The organism is Arthrobacter glycogeni, assembly GCF_054510815.1.
In genome coordinates this window covers 105,258-120,788 of the sequence record NZ_JBTNDV010000004.1, presented here as the reverse complement: position 1 = coordinate 120,788, position 15,531 = coordinate 105,258, and the positions used below count along the sequence as shown (strand labels likewise).

Sequence of the window (15,531 nt, the reverse complement as noted above, 5' to 3'; positions counted from 1 at the left end):
GCTAGAGCCGCCGGATGGAGGAGCGGATGATGACGGGCATATCGATCAGATGCTCGCCGTGCGGAGCCGTTCCGTCCAGGAGTAGCTCAATCGCGCGGGTGCCCATTTCCTCGTGGGGAAGGGCGATCGTCGTCAGGCCCGGGCGAAGGTAGGAGGCAATTTCGTCGTTGTCGAAGGACACGATCGAGACGTCGTCGGGCACCCGGAGGCCGCGCTCGCTCAATGCTTGGTAGGCACCGAACGCGAGGGGGTCATTCAGGCACAGCAGCGCTCGCGGGACCGACCGTTCACCGAGTAGTGCATCAACCAAGGCATACCCCTGCTGCGGTTCCCAGTTCCACACCGATTCTTCGCTCATGAAGCTCAGGCCGCGGTCCTTCATTTCGGCCCGAATTCCCGCCAGGCGACGCGCGACGGTGGTCGACCGAAAGACATCCCGTTCCTTGACCTCGCTGTGCCCGAGGAGGACGATGCCCTCGCGGTGGCCAGCATCGGCGAGGAGCGACACCGCCGCCCTGCCGCCGCGTTCCTCGTCGGGCAGGACCGACGTCGTATAGCGGTCGCTGATGGCGTTCAGCAGGACCATCCGGGTGTTCTCCGGGAGTGCAGGGACCACCACTTGCCGCGAGCGCATCGTGGCGAAGACAATGCCGTCCACCTGCCGGTCCAGCAGTGCGGCGACGGCTTCCGCCTCGCGGGCAGGATCCCCACCCGTCTCGGCCAACAGGATGACATGTTCCGCCCGCTCGGCGGCGGCCAGGGCCCCCTTGATCAGGCCGCTCGCGAAACGTGTCGTCGCCACAGTGTCCGAGATGAAGCCGATCGTCTGCGTCTTGGCTACCCGGAGACTACGCGCCGCCACGTTCGGCCGGTAACCCAGGTCCGCCGCAGCACGGGTAACGCGGTCGTGTGCATCCTGGGACAGCCTGGTGTCCGGGCGGCCATTGAGAATCATTGAGGCAGCAGAGGACGACAAGCCTGCCTGACGTGCGACGTCGGCAAGGGTCACCCGCTTGGTGGTCATCAAATCCTCCTGCTCGATGCTAACTCTTGATAACGACTTAACAAACCTCTTGTGTTATCCCGAAATAAGCCCCAAGCTAGGTGCTGAATGGATTTAGCATTCACCACAGTGGATCTCGTGCAGAGAATCATCGACGAAGGAGTCACCCATGAATTCACCACTACGGCGCCCAGGCCGCCGTCGACCCGTTGCCGTAGTTGCCTTCATGGCCGCTGCTGGCTTCGCCCTCGCCAGCTGTGCCCCCGGCGCCAGTGCTCCGACGGACGAGGACGCGTCCGAGGCAGCCGCCGTCGAGGTCAACACCGAACTCACCTCCGAAGAGGTCACGCTGACCATCGCCGACGAAACCGGCTTCCCAGTCACGGACATGCTGGCGGAAGAGTTCACCAAGCAGCACCCCAACGTCACCTTCGAGGTCACGCGGGATACGTTCCAGAACCTGACCGCCAACGCGCCCAAGCTGCTGGCCGGAGACAACCCACCGGACCTGATCCGGTTGCCGACCATCGGTGACACCGCCGGTGACGGGCTGCTCGCCAACCTCGACCCGTACGCCGAGGCCTACGGCTGGGACGCGTGGCCCGAATCGCAACTCGCGCCGCTGCGGATGAACGACGAGGGTACCCGCGGCTCCGGCCCGCTGTACCAGGTGGGTCTGGGCTACAGCGTCACCGGCATCTACATGAACACCGCCATCGCCGAGGAACTTGGCATCGATGGACCACCGGCAACGATGGCCGAGCTCGAGGAAGACCTCGCGACGGCGAAGGCCGCCGGGGAAATCCCCATCATGGCGGGCGATAAGGACGGGGTCGTGAACTTTGTTGTTCAGGCGGCCATGAACCAGCACGCCGACAAGGACGAGTTCCTGTCATGGATGTTCAACGAATCAGGAAGCACCTACGCCACCGAAGGCAACATCCAGGGCGCCGAACTGATCCGCACCTGGGCGGACGAAGGGTACTTCCCCGAAGACATCAACGCCGTCGACTACTTTACCTTTGTCAGCCGCTTCTCCGAGGGTGAGGGGCTGTTCACCTTCAACGGCAACTGGGAAGCAGCGAACTACCAGAAGGCCCTCGGCGACGACGTCGAATTCTTCCTCGTCCCACCGGTCGAAGAAGGCGGAGACCACGTGGCCATGGGTGCTGCGAACTCCTTCTCCGTAGCCGCGGGCTCGGACGATCTGGACACCACCACGTACTTCCTCGACTGGATCCATACGGACCCGGCCGCACGCCAGATCATCACCGATGTGACCGGCGCGTCCCCAGGTGGCGACCCAGCACTCGAGCAGCCCACCGTTGAAGAAGGCTCGCTGATCGCCAATGCCCTGGAAATGGCAGCGCAGATCGGTGAGGAGAACGGCCAGGTGGACTTCATGTCCAACACCACGGCCGGTATTTACGCTGGAGCGATCATCCCCGAGTCACAGCTCCTGGTGACCAGTAAAATCACCGGCGAAGAGTTCGTCACCCGTGTGCAGGAGTTCTACGAGAATGAAGTGAGCGACTAATGCAGGAGGCCACCACCGGCCCTGTCCGCCGGACCGGGCAGAGCGAACCAGCAGCCACCGGTTCGGCACCAACAGGGCCGGTAGTGGCCGTCTCCAAACCGCGTAAACGCCGGCCAGTAGGGCGGGCCGGGTATGCGGCCTGGCTCATGCTGCTTCCCGCCCTCGCCGTGTATATCGGCTTTGTCATCGCCCCGATGCTCATGGGATTGCAGTATTCGTTCTACGACTGGAACGGCGTCGGCGTCGCCACCTTCATCGGACTGGAGAACTACGTCGAGGTCCTGACAAATCCCGTTCTCTTGGGCTCCATCCTGAATGCCTTCACCCTGATCATCTTTTTCACCCTGATCCCGATCGGCACCGGCCTGATGCTGGCCAGCCTGATCCGGTCAATGCGGCAGGGGCCAGTGGCTTCCATCGCGCAGACCATCCTGTTTCTGCCCCAGATCGTCCCCCTTGCCGCCGCGGGTATCGCCTGGTCCTGGATGTACGCGCAGACCGGCACGGTCAACCAGTTCCTCAGCGCTATTGGTCTTGGCGGCATCACGCGGTCCTGGTTGGCCGATTACGGGACGGCGCTCCCCGCCGTCGGGCTGATCGGCTCCTGGGTTCTCACCGGACTGTGCACGGTGCTGCTGCTGACCGGCATCGGCAAGATCGACGCCTCACTCTACGAAGCCATCCGCCTGGACGGAGCCGGCTGGTGGCGCGAATTCTTTACCGTGACCCTGCCCGGGCTGCGGCAGGAGATCGCCGTCCTCGCGACGCTCACGATCATTGCCGCGTTGAGTAGCTTCGACATCATCTACACCTCCACCCAGGGTGGACCGGGCCGCGCCACCCTGGTGCCCGGCATCTCCATCTTCCGGATCGGGTTTACCCAGAGCGACGTCGGACTCGCATCGGCCTTCGGCATGGTGCTGATGGTCCTGGTCCTGCTCGTGGTGCTTCCCATCCAGCGACTTTCGAAGGTAAACGACTGATGCGTACCAGCCGTAGAGAACTATTCCTCGGCCGACTGCTCCTGGCGATTGCGCTCATCCTCACCCTCCTGCCGTTGATCAGCATGCTATCGGCAGCGCTTCAGCCCGCGGACCGCAATCCCACCGGACTCGTCTGGCCCACTGACCCCCAGTGGGGCAACTTCGTCACCGCGTTCGAGGTGGGCAACGTGTGGCGTCTCATGCAATCGAGTGCGTTCATTGTGCTCGGCGTGGTGCCGGCGTCGTTGTTGATCGCCACCCTCGCCGGGTATGCGCTGGGAGCGTTGGCGCCCAAGGGCGGCCGGGCGATCCTCATCTTCTTCGTCGCCGGGCTCACCATCCCGTTCGAAGCGCTGATCATCCCGCTGTACTACCAGTCCCAGACCATGGGCACCCTCAACACCCAGTGGGCGGTGATCTTCCCGCTGCTGGGATTGTTCATGCCGTTCAGCGTGTTCTGGATGCGCGCCCACTTCATCAACGTGCCGCGCGAGCTGTCCGAGGCCGCCCGGGTGGATGGCGCCTCGATCCTGCAGGAGTTCCGGCAGATCCAACTTCCGCTTGCCGTGCCTGCCCTCTCGGCGCTGGCGATCCTGTTGTTCCTCTGGACCTGGAACCAGTTCCTCCTTCCGGTGGTGCTGATCGCCAACCCGCTCGATCGAACGGTAGCCGGCGCGCTGACGTTCTTCCAGGGGCAGTACTCGCTGAGTATTCCGCTCCTGAACGCGGGGGCGCTGCTCATCATCACCCCGGCCATCATCGTGTTCCTGATCTTCCAGCGCCAGTTTGTCCGCGCACTGCTCCAGGGTGCCGTCAAGGGCTGACTCCGCTTCACCTCCCGCTTCAATCAAGGATCACCACCATGAGCTTCACTCTCGCGGACCATTGGGTCTGGGATTTCTGGCACGCCGACGACGGCGACACTCATCACCTCTTCTACCTCCACGCCCCGAAGTCGCTGGGGGATCCGAACCTCCGGCACCGGAACGCCCGGGTGGGGCACGCGACCTCCACGGATCTGACTGTCTGGGAGGACCATGGAGTAGTTCTTCAGCCGGGGGAACCGGACTCCTTTGATGGCAGCGCCACCTGGACCGGCAGCGTGGTCCGCGGCGACGACGGCGTGTGGAACATGTTCTACACGGGTTCGCGGTTCCTGTCACCGGATGCCGTCACCAATGTGGAGACGGTGGGGCGAGCTACTTCTCCGGATCTAGCGTCCTGGACCAAGCAACCGGGACTCATTTCGGCGGATCCCCGGTGGTACGAGACTTTGGCTGACGGCACCTGGCACGAGGAGACGTGGCGGGACCCGTGGATCCACCGGGACTCCACCGGACTGTGGCACATGCTTCTTACCGCGCGATCCCGATCGGGAGCCGGGCGGGATCGCGGCGTCATCGGCCATGCGACCTCCCCCGATCTGGAGCACTGGACCGCTCAGCCGCCGCTGAGCGAGCCTGGTGCCGGGTTCGCCCACATCGAGGTTGTTCAACTGGTGACCATCGAAGGTCGGTCAGTGCTGCTCTTCTCCTGCGATACCGGACACCTCGCCGGAACCCGCAAGGCGGACGGCGTGCAGGGCGGGATCTGGGCGCTACCGCTTGAGTCGGACTCTCTGGTTGGAGGGCTCGATACTGCTGCTGCGGTTCGGCTGAGCACCGAGGAGCTCTACGCAGGGCGTGCGGTACAGACCCGATCAGGGCAGTGGATGCTGCTGGCGTTCGAGAACGTCGACCATGACGGCACCTTCATCAGCGGTATTTCGGATCCACTGCCGCTGTCCTGGGCGAGCGATGGGTCACTTTCACTTTCAACTGCACGAGCAAAGGTCAACGCGTGAGCGACGTCAACGGTATTCATGGGTCAGCCGATGGGCGCTTTGCCTCGGTGCGGGACGCCTTCGCGGCGGCTTTCGAGGGGCGGCCCCGGATGGGCGCAGCACTCGCGGTGCACCATCAGGGGGAACTCGTGGTCGACCTCTGGGGCGGAGTGGCTGATGCCCGCGACTCTACGCCCTGGACCCATGACACCTCCACGGTCGTGTTCTCCTGTACCAAGGGGATCATGTCGATCCTCATCGCGCGGCTCGTCGCATCCGGTCGGCTGGATTACGAAACCCCGATCACCGATGTCTGGCCGGAGTTTGGCGCACACGGCAAAGGCGGAGTCACCATCGGTGACGCGCTGTCCCACCGCGCTGGCGTATCGGCGCCCCGACGTTCGGTGAGCCTCGAGGAAGCACTCGACTGGGACACCATGACTGCCTTGATTGCTGGCCAAAAGCCACTGTGGGAGCCGGGCTCCGGGTACGGATACCACGCGCTGACCCACGGCTGGATTACGGGTGAGATTATCCGCCGGGTCACCGGCAAGATGCCGGGTGAGTATCTGGCTCAGACTCTCGCGGGGCCGCTGGGCGTTGATCTCCGGGTGGGTGTTCCTATGGATGAGCAGTTGAACATTGCTCACCTGGAGGCAGGCGAAAGTCTCCGCGAGCTCGTTCAGATGCAGATTGCCGCAGCCGATCCCAGGATCATTGACTGGCCCAACCATGCGATGACGTTGGGGGAGGCCTTCCCGCAGGAACTGGTGAGCCCCAACTCCGGTTTCAACCGTTCCGATGTCAGGGCTGGGTCGTTCCCCGGTGCGGGTGGAATCGCGACCGCTCGCGGGCTGTCGGCTGCCTGGTCATCGGTCATCCACGACACTGCCACCACCCGACGACTCGACCCGACTGTGCTCAAGCTAGCCATCGAGGCACGAAGCGAAGGAGCGCCGGTGTTCCCTGCGCCCGCCCCGTGGCCGCGCTGGGGTGCTGGGTTCCAGCTCGATTCCGAGGCACGGCATTATGTTTCCGCCGACGGGTTCGGGCACGACGGCGCAGGCGGCCAGGTCTCGTTCGCCGAACCGGAGCTGGGTCTCAGCATCGCGTTTGTGACCAACTGGATGGAAGCCGGCGGTGACCAAAGAGCAACGCGCATTGTCGACGAACTGCGCACGATCCTCGTCAGCTAAACGACGCATACGGCGCCTGCTCCGGTCGGTGTCTGGTCGAGTATCGGCGTTGAGGAGTCCCGCAGCGGACGAAGGGTGGGATTGCTGAAGGTTCAGGTGACAGTTGGAACTGATAGTTTCTGCTGTGGAAGACTGCTGGCATGGAGGCTCTCGCGCGCGATCACGACCTGGTTCTTTTCGGTGCGACCGGCTTCGTTGGTGAGCTGATCGCCGGGTATCTTGCGAACCATGCTCCTGCGGGCCTGCGCGTGGGACTCGCGGGGAGGTCGAAAGAGAAGCTCGAGGCCTTACGTTCCAGGCTGCCCGTCGCCGCACATGACTGGGCCCTCATCGAGGCCGATTCGGAGCGTCCTGACTCGCTCGCGGCGCTTGCAGCGCGCACGAGGGCACTCTTCACTACGGTGGGTCCCTACGCGAAGTATGGGCTGCCGGTTGTCGAGGCGTGTGCCCGCGCCGGCACCCACTACGGGGATCTGACGGGCGAGGTGTCATTCGTCCGTGAAGCCATCGACCGTTGGGACGCCCTGGCGAGGACTACAGGTGCACGGATCGTCCATGCATGCGGCTACGATTCCGTCCCGTCCGACCTCGCGGTGCTCCTCCTGCACCAGGCCGCGGAGGCCGATAGTGCGGGTGGCCTGACCGAGGTGCAGCTAGTCGCCAGGGCGAAGGGCGGCTTCAGCGGCGGCACCATCGAGTCGATGCGTGGGCAGTTGGACGCTGTGCGGGCGGACCCTGTGCTGCGATCGCTTGCCGATGATCCCTACTCCCTCAGTCCGGACCGGGCCGCGGAACCCTCGACCAGGCAGCCATCGGATCTGGGGTGGGTCGGCCGGTCGGAGGACGGCCTGCGGACCGCTCCCTTCATCATGGCGTCGGCGAACACGCGGATCGTGCGTCGCAGTAACGCCCTGCAGAGCTGGGCCTACGGCAGGTCCCTGCGGTACGGCAAGGTGATGGGCATGGGGCGGGGGCCCGTCGGCGCCGTCATTGCCGGAGCGACGGCTCTCGGTCTACGGGTGTTTGGCGCCGCAATGGCCCTTCCTCTCACAAGGAAACTACTGGACCGCGTCCTTCCCGCACCCGGAGAGGGCCCGAGCGAGGCCGCACGGCGCTCAGGCTGGTTCCATTCTCAGGTGACTGCTTCCACGGAGAGCGGCCGGCGGTACCGGGCCGTCGTAGCGGGGCCCGGCGACCCGGGATACGCCGCCACCGCCGTGATGGCCGGGGAGGCCGCGCTCTTACTCGCCTCGGACGGCGACCGCCTGCCGCCCAGCACAGGATCGCTGACCCCGGCGACTGCCCTCGGCGTCGTCCTGGTGGAGAGGCTGCGCGCGGCTGGCCATACCTACGAGGTCATCTCCCTCACTTGACGAAAGCGGATCGGACCGCAATTTCTGAGCTTTAGCCCTGGCGGAAACTGAAGTCGTTGAACATCGCCCATCTGGAGGCAGGCGAGAGTCTCCGCGAATTGGTCCAGATGCAGATTGCCGCAGTTGAACCGGGGGTCATTGACTGGACCAACCAGGCGATGACGCTGGGGAGGTCTTCCCGCAGGAACTTGTGAGCCCAAACTCTGGTTTCAACCGGTCCGATGTCAGGGAAGGTTCGTTCCCCGGTGCTGGCGGCATTGCCACAGTGCGCGGGTTGGCGGCCGCCCGGTCTTCGGTTATCCATGACACCGCCATTACCTGGCGGCTCGATCCGACAGTGCTCAACCTGGCCATCGCGGCGCGAAGCGAAGGTGCCCCGGTGTACCCCGCGCCCGGCGCAGGCGGACAGGTTTCGTTCGCCGAACCAGAGCTGGGTTTGAGCATCGCCTTTGTGACCAACTGGATGGAGGCCGGCGATGACGGGAGAGCGGCGCGCATCGGTGATGAGCTGCGGAATCTCTCGACGAAGAAGGCGGAATGAACCCTCAATACGGAACCTGAACTCAGCCGGAACCTTGACAAGTTTCCAATCCAGTTCCGGGTTGGGTATAAAGTCCCGCAAAAACCGCCACTATGTTGTTCCACCATCAGCAACAGACTGACGACCTTGCCTCTCTATGGCAAAGAGCGGCGGCAACCCGGCCCTGGAGTACGATAGCAAGAGCATTCGTTGAGTGAGCGGGTCGCCCTTAAGAGCGAGTAGCGGTAGCCGTTGTTGGAGTTGGATGGAAGTTCACTTCATGCTCAAAACGTTTCTCGAAGTCTTGGTTTGAAACGCGAAGTCGCGTTGATTGCTATATGCAATGCCGAATTGGGCAGTATAATCGTCGTAGAGTCTGTCGGTTTGAAAGGACACCCGATGTTTCAAAAATCACGTACAGAGGTTCAAGGATCTGTTGTTACTAGATCTTGTAGGTTTTGTCGTCTTTCCAAAAGCGAAACTTTAGTATCGGAATCTGAGTACGCCTTTTCCATGCCCTCGTTAGGTGCAATGGTCGAGGGGTGGATGCTTGTCTCACCCAGAAGGCATGCCTTTTCGATTGCCGAGCTAGATGTCCATGAGTGGGAAGAGTTTCATAGTCTAGCTTCGGAAACTCGCGCGAAAGTGGAGGCCACATATGGCCCCTCAGTTACCTTTGAACACGGGGCGTCGGGGGAAGGACGACTTGCGGGTTGTGGAATTAATCATGCACATTTGCATATTGTGCCTTTAGCTGTAGACCTCCGTCTTCTTATTAATGAAGTATCGGAAGCCGTTGGCAAATATGAGTGGCACCGCTCATCGCCGCGCCCCCGAGCCGCAGCAGAATTAGATTATATTCACCTCAGCGATCGCACTGGTAATTGGATTACCCATTCGCCGAGCTTGCCAAGCCAAGTGGTAAGGCAGGCCATAGCGAGATACTTGGGACTAGAACTCTGGGACTGGAAATCGGACCTCCGTGAAAGCCTGGCGCTAAAGACCGCAGCCCGCTTAAGCGTGGCATGACGCCGGAACCGCCTGATCGGAAAAACTCCCAGGAAGACGAGAGTTCGCGATCAAAGCCCCCAGGGGATACTTCTTTCGCACCCGACGAACCTACTGATGGTCGTGAGATTGGGAGTTGGAAAACTAGGTACACCGAGCGGCGCTGCATTGCACAGATAATATGCGAAGCGGCTTACGTTTTAGTGACTATCGTGATATCCCTATTTCTAATGTTGGGTATCTCATTGGGTTGGGTCACTGTTTCCATGACAAGTTCTCAACAAGAGCTTATCGGACCATTCATCTTCGCCTATTTGGGTGGACATTTCGGGGGGTCCCTATTTACAACGAAGTGGCTGTATCACACTGTAGCAAGGGGCATTTGGAATGCTGACCGACTTCTATGGCGAATCTTCACTCCATTTTTATCGGGTGGAGCTGCCTTAGCTCTTATTCTCCTATCCGCGGGTGGAGTGATACCGCTATTGGGTGAGCAAATTGTAAAAAATAGCGCCGCTTGCCTAGGCATCGGGATCGTTGTCGGATACTTCTCGGACAAGGCTTTCAGCGCGCTTGGGCGGTTTGCGGAACGGCACTTTGGTGAAAGCAAGACCGACTAGGAGATGACGGATTGCAGGTCGAATACGCTTTCGGGACTCCTTCCCGTCGATGGCCAGGCCTTCTTATCGCTACGGGTCGAGAGGCGGGGAATAAAGGGGCCGGGCTGCTCGGGCTCCCTCCGAAGTGGTACCCACCGACTCTCGTTCTTGCCCCTGCCCTGTACAGGGCAGAGAAGGTCGATACAAAAACTCATCTAAAGACAATCCTGAAGTCCCCGTCGGTCGGTGCTGCGCTGAAGGCATTGGAGAGCGAATCGCAGACAGGATATCTCTTCGCGAGGAGCAGCGCTGTTGAAGAAACGATTCGCGACAGGGGTAAGTATCTAAGCCTCCAGTCATCCGCTCAGATAAATAGCGTCGAGGAGGCCATTCAGACAGTTTGGGCGAATGAAGGGAAAGCTGTCGATAGCGACATTGGTGTACTAATTCAGCCCCTATTGACCGTTGAAATGAAGGGTCATCTATCGAATGAACATCGGGTTTCACGGGAGAGTTCTTCATGGACCGTCGAGATCCAATCGGGCGCAGATGTATTAGTGCATCGCTGGAGAGTGACGTCCGACGAGCGAAGTACAGATGATGTCCTTAAAGCGAACACTCCGGACACCTTGATCACGAGGCTTCGTGAGGTAGCAAGCAGGCTCGCACATCGTGCCGTTCGATACCATCTCGAGTGGGTCTGGGATGGGAAGCGGCTATGGATTGTTCAAGCCGATGAGATATCCAAACTCCATGGGGCTGGGCCGGGGGAAGCGTGGCGCGATCCGAGGGCCGATATACCTACGGGGGATCTGACGCACTGGGTCTCCCTCGATGAGATTGACGAAACGAGTGATCTTCTTCGGTGGAATAAGATCGCGAGCTTGCAACGATTTCGGAAATGTGAGTTGCCCACCGTTCCCCTGTGGTGCCTGCAGGGGAAGGATATTGTCGATGCACTTGCAAATGGGGAGGCAGCCCCGTCCATCCTGACCGATCTGGAAGTTTTGGCGGAGTCGACCGTCATTATTCGCTCAGATGTGGTGGGGCCAAAGCAAAATCTAATGCTCAGAAAATTGGAGACTAGGGACGCGGCTGCAGCGCTCGAATTTCTTCGAACAGTCAGCCGTGATCTGCTAGCCTCTGGGGCTGATCCTGCGTCAGTATGCTTCATTGCCCACCGTTACATTGCGGCTAGAGCGTGTGCTTGGAGTTTATCTAGACCGAACAGCATGGAAGTGACAGTTCACAGTACGTGGGGGCTTTTGGATGGGCTTGGGTGGCTCCCACACGATTCCTTCATTTTTGACGTTGCTACCGGGGAAGTCAAGGATCGATCTATCGAGGGTAAGGGTGAGTACCTCGACGTGGACGAGGCCGGGGATTGGTCCATTCGCGAGGCGCCCACAGAATGGATTTGGCGATCGAGTATGTCGCTTGGTCAGATCAGGGTAGTGGCGGAAGGTGCCAAGCGATTAGCGGCTCTAGCGGGCCGATCAATATTGACAATGTGGTTTATTGATCTGTTAGACGACAGCGGCATTGAATGTCTTCCTTGGATGACCCACACAAACGTTCCCGAGATAAGGAATGACGCATTGCCAAAGATTTCGAATGCAGTCGTGGTGCGAACTGCAAGCGATCTAAAAGGTATTGAGCGTGCTGTAACGGGCGGGAAGTCAGTTATTCTTCAGCTTCATCCCGGGTCCGAGTTAGTGCGGGATAAGAACCTTATTGAGAACGTGACGCAGACGGCTTTGAAGTATGAAATCCCTGTTCAAATTATAGGAAGTCCTTTGGGGCATCCCTATTACATGCTTAGCGCCGCTGGTGTGCATGTTACATGTCGTCAAATAACCTCAGAGTCACAAAAAGTCTACGGCAAAGTTGTTCGTGATGCGATTCCTGACATCATCGAACAGAACGGCGAAGTTGCTTCCTACTATAAAGTCGCGGGAAAGCAACGCGAGAAGCTGTTTCGTGCGAAGGTCCTCGAAGAGGCTATGGAATTGTTTAGAGCTCGTGACCAATCTCAAACTATTGATGAGATGGCCGACCTTGAGGAAATTCTGGGAGAGCTGCGTAAAGATTTGCGTATTTCGAGAAAAGAAATAGAAGAGCGCAAACGCGAGAAACGATTGAATAGAGGCGGGTTCACTCAAGGTTTAGTCCTCAATCGCACATCGACCGGTCGAGCCATTTCTTTTTCCGAGCAGCCGCCTCTTCCTGGGATGGAATTTTATGGGGATCGTAGTATAGCTTGGCAGGTAAGAAAAGTTGGAGGGCAAGTACAATTGAATTATGTTCCGCCTCTTGTTGGGCACCGGTCTATATTTACGATTGATTTAGACGGTATTGCAATAAGGGTTCGGTATCGGGAAAGTCATATCGAGGTAGATAAGGTATCAGAAGTGAAGGATCAACCGATAGATCCGTTGTGGTAGTCGGGCGTTATATGTGATCGACTGTTTGGCAGTGAGTTTATCGTTTCATACTGCATGTTTTTCTAATTTTCAAATTCCGAAATGCTGGCGAAAATATTTGAATCAAGTCTGCTTCGACCATGTTGTCGATTGAGCCGGGCCCTGCAGGAAGCGGAAGTCACAGCCCTCGTCCGCCTGGGTTACCTCGGTGACGAACAGCTTCCGATAGCCACGCTCCGGGACCACGGGCGCCGCTGGACCCATAGCTTCCTCACGCTGGGCAAGCTCCGCATCCGACACTTCCAGGTGGATCAAACGACGGCTGACACTCAGGGTGATCGTGTCCCCGGTCTGCACCAACCGCAGGGGTCCGCCCACCGCTGACTCAGGCGTCACATGCAGCACTACAGCGCCGGCGGCGGTGCCGGACATCCGACCGTCTGAGATCCGCACCATGTCGCGCACACCCTGGGAGGCAAGCTTCTTCGGGATTGGCAGGTACCCGGCTTCGGGCATCCCGGGTGCACCGACCGGACCGATGTTCTTCAACACCAGCACCGAATCGGCGGTCACGTCCAGATCGGGATCATCGATCCGCGCCGCCAGGTCCGCCGTGTTCTCAAACACCACCGCAGGGCCGGTGTGTTCCAGCAGCGACGGCGATACAGCGGCCTGCTTGATGATCGCCCCGCCCGGCGCCAGGTTCCCGCGAAGGAATGCGAGGCTCCCCTCCGGGTACACCGGGTTGGACAGCGGCCGGATGATGTCCTGCGGAAAGCCGGGACCGGCGTCGTCAATCTCCTCACCCAGCGTCCGCCCCGTCACGGTCGGCACATCACGATGAATCAGCGAACCCAGTTCACGCAGCACCGCGGGGACTCCGCCGGCCCGGTGGAAGTCCTCCATGTAGTACTTCCCGGACGGCTTCAGATCCACCAGCACCGGGGTCTCCGTGCTCATCCGGTCCAGCTGCTCCAGTGACAGCCGGATCCCCAACCGGCCAGCCACGGCAGTCAGGTGGATGATCGCGTTCGTTGACCCGCCGATGGCCAGCAGCACGCGCAGACCATTCTCGAACGATTCCTGGGTCAGGATGGTGTCCATCTTCGTGCCAGCCGCCGCCAGGGCAACAGCCTGGGTGCCGGTCGCCTCAGCGATACGTACCCGGTCAGCCGTGACAGCGGGAGCCGATGCCGAACCCGGCATCGCGATTCCCATCGCTTCGGCCAGGCAGGCCATGGTGCTGGCCGTCCCCATCACCGAGCACGTGCCGACGCTGCCGACCAGGCGCGAGTTGACGTCGTCAATCTCTGGTGTGGAAATCTCGCCACCCCGGAACTTGCCCCAGAACGCCCGGCAGTCGGTGCACGCACCCACCCGCTCGCCCCGGTAACCGCCGGTCAGCATTGACCCGGTCACCAGCGAAATCGCCGGCACACCGGCCGATGCCGCACCCATCAGCTGGGCCGGCACGGTCTTGTCGCAGCCGCCGATCAACACGACGGCGTCCATCGGCTGGGCGCGGATCATCTCCTCCGTGTCCATCGACATCAGGTTTCGCAGGAACATGCTGGTCGGCTGCGAGAAGCTCTCGTGGACAGAGATGGTGGGGAAGTCCACCGGCAACCCGCCGGCGAGCATCACCCCACGCTTCACCGCCTCCAGCAGCGCCGGCATGTTGCCGTGGCACGGGTTGAACCCGCTGCCCGTGTTGATGATCCCAATCACCGGCCGGTCCAGGGCATCGTCGGAATACCCGGCACCCTTGATGAACGCCTTCCGCAGGAACAGCGAGAACTCGGCGTCCCCGTAGTTGGTCAGGCCCTTGCGGATACCGGTGGCAGGCTTATCAGAGGGGGCGGCGGGGTCACTCACCGGAACGCGGGGACACCCGTGATGTGGTTCCCCAAGATCAGGGTGTGGACCTCGTCAGTGCCCTCATAGGTCCTGACGCTCTCCAGGTTGTTCGCGTGCCGCAGCGGCGAGTAATCCAGCGTGACGCCGTTGCCGCCGAGCATCGCCCGCGCCTCACGGCAGATCGCGATCGCCTCACGGCAGTTGTTCAGCTTGCCCACCGAGATCTGGTACGGCTGCAGGGTCCCGGCGTCCTTCAACCGGCCCAGCTGCAACGCGAGCAGCGTGCCCTTGTTGATTTCCAGCGCCATGTTGACCAGCTTCTCCTGCGTCAGCTGGTAGCCGGACAGCGGCTTCCCGAACTGCAGACGCTCCTGCGAGTAGGCCAGCGCCGTAAGGTAGCTGTCCCGGGCCGCACCCATGGCACCCCAGATGATGCCATAGCGCGCCTCGTTCAGGCACTCGAACGGGCCGCGCAGTCCCTTGGCGTTCGGAAGCATCGCGCTCTCCGGCAACCGGATATCGGTGAGGGTGATGTCGCACTGGATGGACGCACGCATGGAGAGCTTCTGCTTGATCGGCGTCGCCACGAAGCCCGGGCTGTCGGTGGGCACCACGAAGCCGCGGACACCGTCGTCGGTCATCGCCCAGATGATGGCCAGCTTCGCCACCGAAGCCAGACCGATCCAGCGCTTCGCGCCGTTGAGGATCCAGTCCGACCCGTCACGCTTCGCGAAGGTCTGCATCGCGCCGGGGTCGGACCCGGCGGTGGGCTCGGTCAGACCGAACGCCCCAATCGCGGTGCCGGCGGCCATCTGTGGCAGCCACTCCGTCTTCTGCTCCTCGGAGCCGTGCTTGTAGATGGCGCTCATCGCCAGCGAGCCCTGCACCGAGACGAAGGTCCGCAGACCGGAATCGCCGGCCTCCAGCTCCATCGCGGCCAGCCCATACTCCACCGAGGACTTCCCCGGGCAGCCGTAGCCGTTGATGTGCATGCCGAGCAGGCCCAGCTCGGCCATCTGCGGGACAATCTCCATCGGGAACACGGCGTCGTCGTACCACTGGGCGATGTTCGGCTTGATCTCGCTGTCCACGAAGGACCGCACGGTCTCGCGCAGGGTGATTTCCTCGGGGGAGAGGAGCGTATCAATACCGATCAGGTCTGACATGTCAGTCATGGTTCTGCTTTCAACTGTTGAGGAAGTCATTGGAA

General features: G+C 61.1%; 12 protein-coding genes. 9 read left to right on the top strand and 3 right to left on the bottom strand.

Annotated elements, in window-relative coordinates:
• Position 1: 1 nt before the first annotated feature.
• Entirely contained in the window at positions 2-1,024 is a 1,023-nt protein-coding gene (locus ACX80G_RS06020; protein WP_459306416.1) for a LacI family DNA-binding transcriptional regulator, read from the bottom strand.
• A gap of 148 nt (positions 1,025-1,172) precedes the next feature.
• On the opposite strand from ACX80G_RS06020, the gene ACX80G_RS06015 reads away from it, so the two are divergent.
• The 9 genes from ACX80G_RS06015 to ACX80G_RS05975 all read left to right on the top strand — a co-directional run bounded on the left by ACX80G_RS06015 (position 1,173) and on the right by ACX80G_RS05975 (position 12,485).
• On the top strand, positions 1,173-2,540 hold the full coding sequence (locus ACX80G_RS06015) for an ABC transporter substrate-binding protein (protein WP_459306414.1): 1,368 nt from the start codon (positions 1,173-1,175) through the stop codon (positions 2,538-2,540).
• Complete coding sequence (locus ACX80G_RS06010; protein WP_459306412.1) at positions 2,540-3,523, top strand: carbohydrate ABC transporter permease; 984 nt, start codon at positions 2,540-2,542, stop codon at positions 3,521-3,523. Before ACX80G_RS06015 ends, ACX80G_RS06010 begins: the two co-directional genes overlap by 1 nt.
• Complete coding sequence (locus tag ACX80G_RS06005; protein ID WP_459306410.1) at positions 3,523-4,347, top strand: carbohydrate ABC transporter permease; 825 nt, start codon at positions 3,523-3,525, stop codon at positions 4,345-4,347. Before ACX80G_RS06010 ends, ACX80G_RS06005 begins: the two co-directional genes overlap by 1 nt.
• Positions 4,348-4,385: 38 nt before the next feature.
• Positions 4,386-5,366 carry a glycoside hydrolase family protein gene (locus tag ACX80G_RS06000; RefSeq protein WP_459306408.1) on the top strand — a complete coding sequence of 327 codons (981 nt, stop codon included), beginning with the start codon at positions 4,386-4,388 and terminating at the stop codon, positions 5,364-5,366.
• Entirely contained in the window at positions 5,363-6,541 is a 1,179-nt protein-coding gene (locus ACX80G_RS05995) for a serine hydrolase domain-containing protein (protein ID WP_459306406.1), read from the top strand. Before ACX80G_RS06000 ends, ACX80G_RS05995 begins: the two co-directional genes overlap by 4 nt.
• A gap of 140 nt (positions 6,542-6,681) precedes the next feature.
• A complete protein-coding gene (locus ACX80G_RS05990) occupies positions 6,682-7,914 on the top strand; it encodes a saccharopine dehydrogenase family protein (protein ID WP_459306404.1) in 1,233 nt (410 codons plus the stop codon).
• A 190-nt stretch (positions 7,915-8,104) separates the two neighbouring features.
• Positions 8,105-8,455 carry a hypothetical protein gene (locus ACX80G_RS05985; protein ID WP_459306402.1) on the top strand — a complete coding sequence of 117 codons (351 nt, stop codon included), beginning with the start codon at positions 8,105-8,107 and terminating at the stop codon, positions 8,453-8,455.
• A 378-nt stretch (positions 8,456-8,833) separates the two neighbouring features.
• The gene (locus ACX80G_RS05980) at positions 8,834-9,463 is read left to right on the top strand and encodes an HIT family protein (protein WP_459306400.1); all 630 of its coding nucleotides are present in this window, start codon (positions 8,834-8,836) and stop codon (positions 9,461-9,463) included.
• Positions 9,464-11,273: 1,810 nt separating this feature from the next.
• Positions 11,274-12,485: a hypothetical protein gene (locus ACX80G_RS05975; RefSeq protein WP_459306398.1), complete on the top strand. Its 1,212-nt coding sequence runs from the start codon at positions 11,274-11,276 to the stop codon at positions 12,483-12,485.
• Between the two features lie 102 nt (positions 12,486-12,587).
• On the opposite strand, the gene ACX80G_RS05970 is transcribed toward ACX80G_RS05975, so the two are convergent.
• Both ACX80G_RS05970 and ACX80G_RS05965 read right to left on the bottom strand, forming a co-directional pair.
• On the bottom strand, positions 12,588-14,339 hold the full coding sequence (locus tag ACX80G_RS05970; RefSeq protein ID WP_459306396.1) for an IlvD/Edd family dehydratase: 1,752 nt from the start codon (positions 14,337-14,339) through the stop codon (positions 12,588-12,590).
• Complete coding sequence (locus ACX80G_RS05965; protein WP_459306394.1) at positions 14,336-15,496, bottom strand: acyl-CoA dehydrogenase family protein; 1,161 nt, start codon at positions 15,494-15,496, stop codon at positions 14,336-14,338. The genes ACX80G_RS05970 and ACX80G_RS05965 overlap by 4 nt, the downstream gene beginning before the upstream one ends.
• Positions 15,497-15,531: the final 35 nt, after the last annotated feature.

Coding starts and splice junctions, on each gene's coding strand:
- ACX80G_RS06020 (WP_459306416.1), bottom strand. CDS start 1,024: ATGACCACCAAGCGGGTGACCCTTGCCGACGTCGCACGTCAGGCAGGC.
- ACX80G_RS06015 (WP_459306414.1), top strand. CDS start 1,173: ATGAATTCACCACTACGGCGCCCAGGCCGCCGTCGACCCGTTGCCGTA.
- ACX80G_RS06010 (WP_459306412.1), top strand. CDS start 2,540: ATGCAGGAGGCCACCACCGGCCCTGTCCGCCGGACCGGGCAGAGCGAA.
- ACX80G_RS06005 (WP_459306410.1), top strand. CDS start 3,523: ATGCGTACCAGCCGTAGAGAACTATTCCTCGGCCGACTGCTCCTGGCG.
- ACX80G_RS06000 (WP_459306408.1), top strand. CDS start 4,386: ATGAGCTTCACTCTCGCGGACCATTGGGTCTGGGATTTCTGGCACGCC.
- ACX80G_RS05990 (WP_459306404.1), top strand. CDS start 6,682: ATGGAGGCTCTCGCGCGCGATCACGACCTGGTTCTTTTCGGTGCGACC.
- ACX80G_RS05980 (WP_459306400.1), top strand. CDS start 8,834: ATGTTTCAAAAATCACGTACAGAGGTTCAAGGATCTGTTGTTACTAGA.
- ACX80G_RS05975 (WP_459306398.1), top strand. CDS start 11,274: ATGGAAGTGACAGTTCACAGTACGTGGGGGCTTTTGGATGGGCTTGGG.
- ACX80G_RS05965 (WP_459306394.1), bottom strand. CDS start 15,496: ATGACTGACATGTCAGACCTGATCGGTATTGATACGCTCCTCTCCCCC.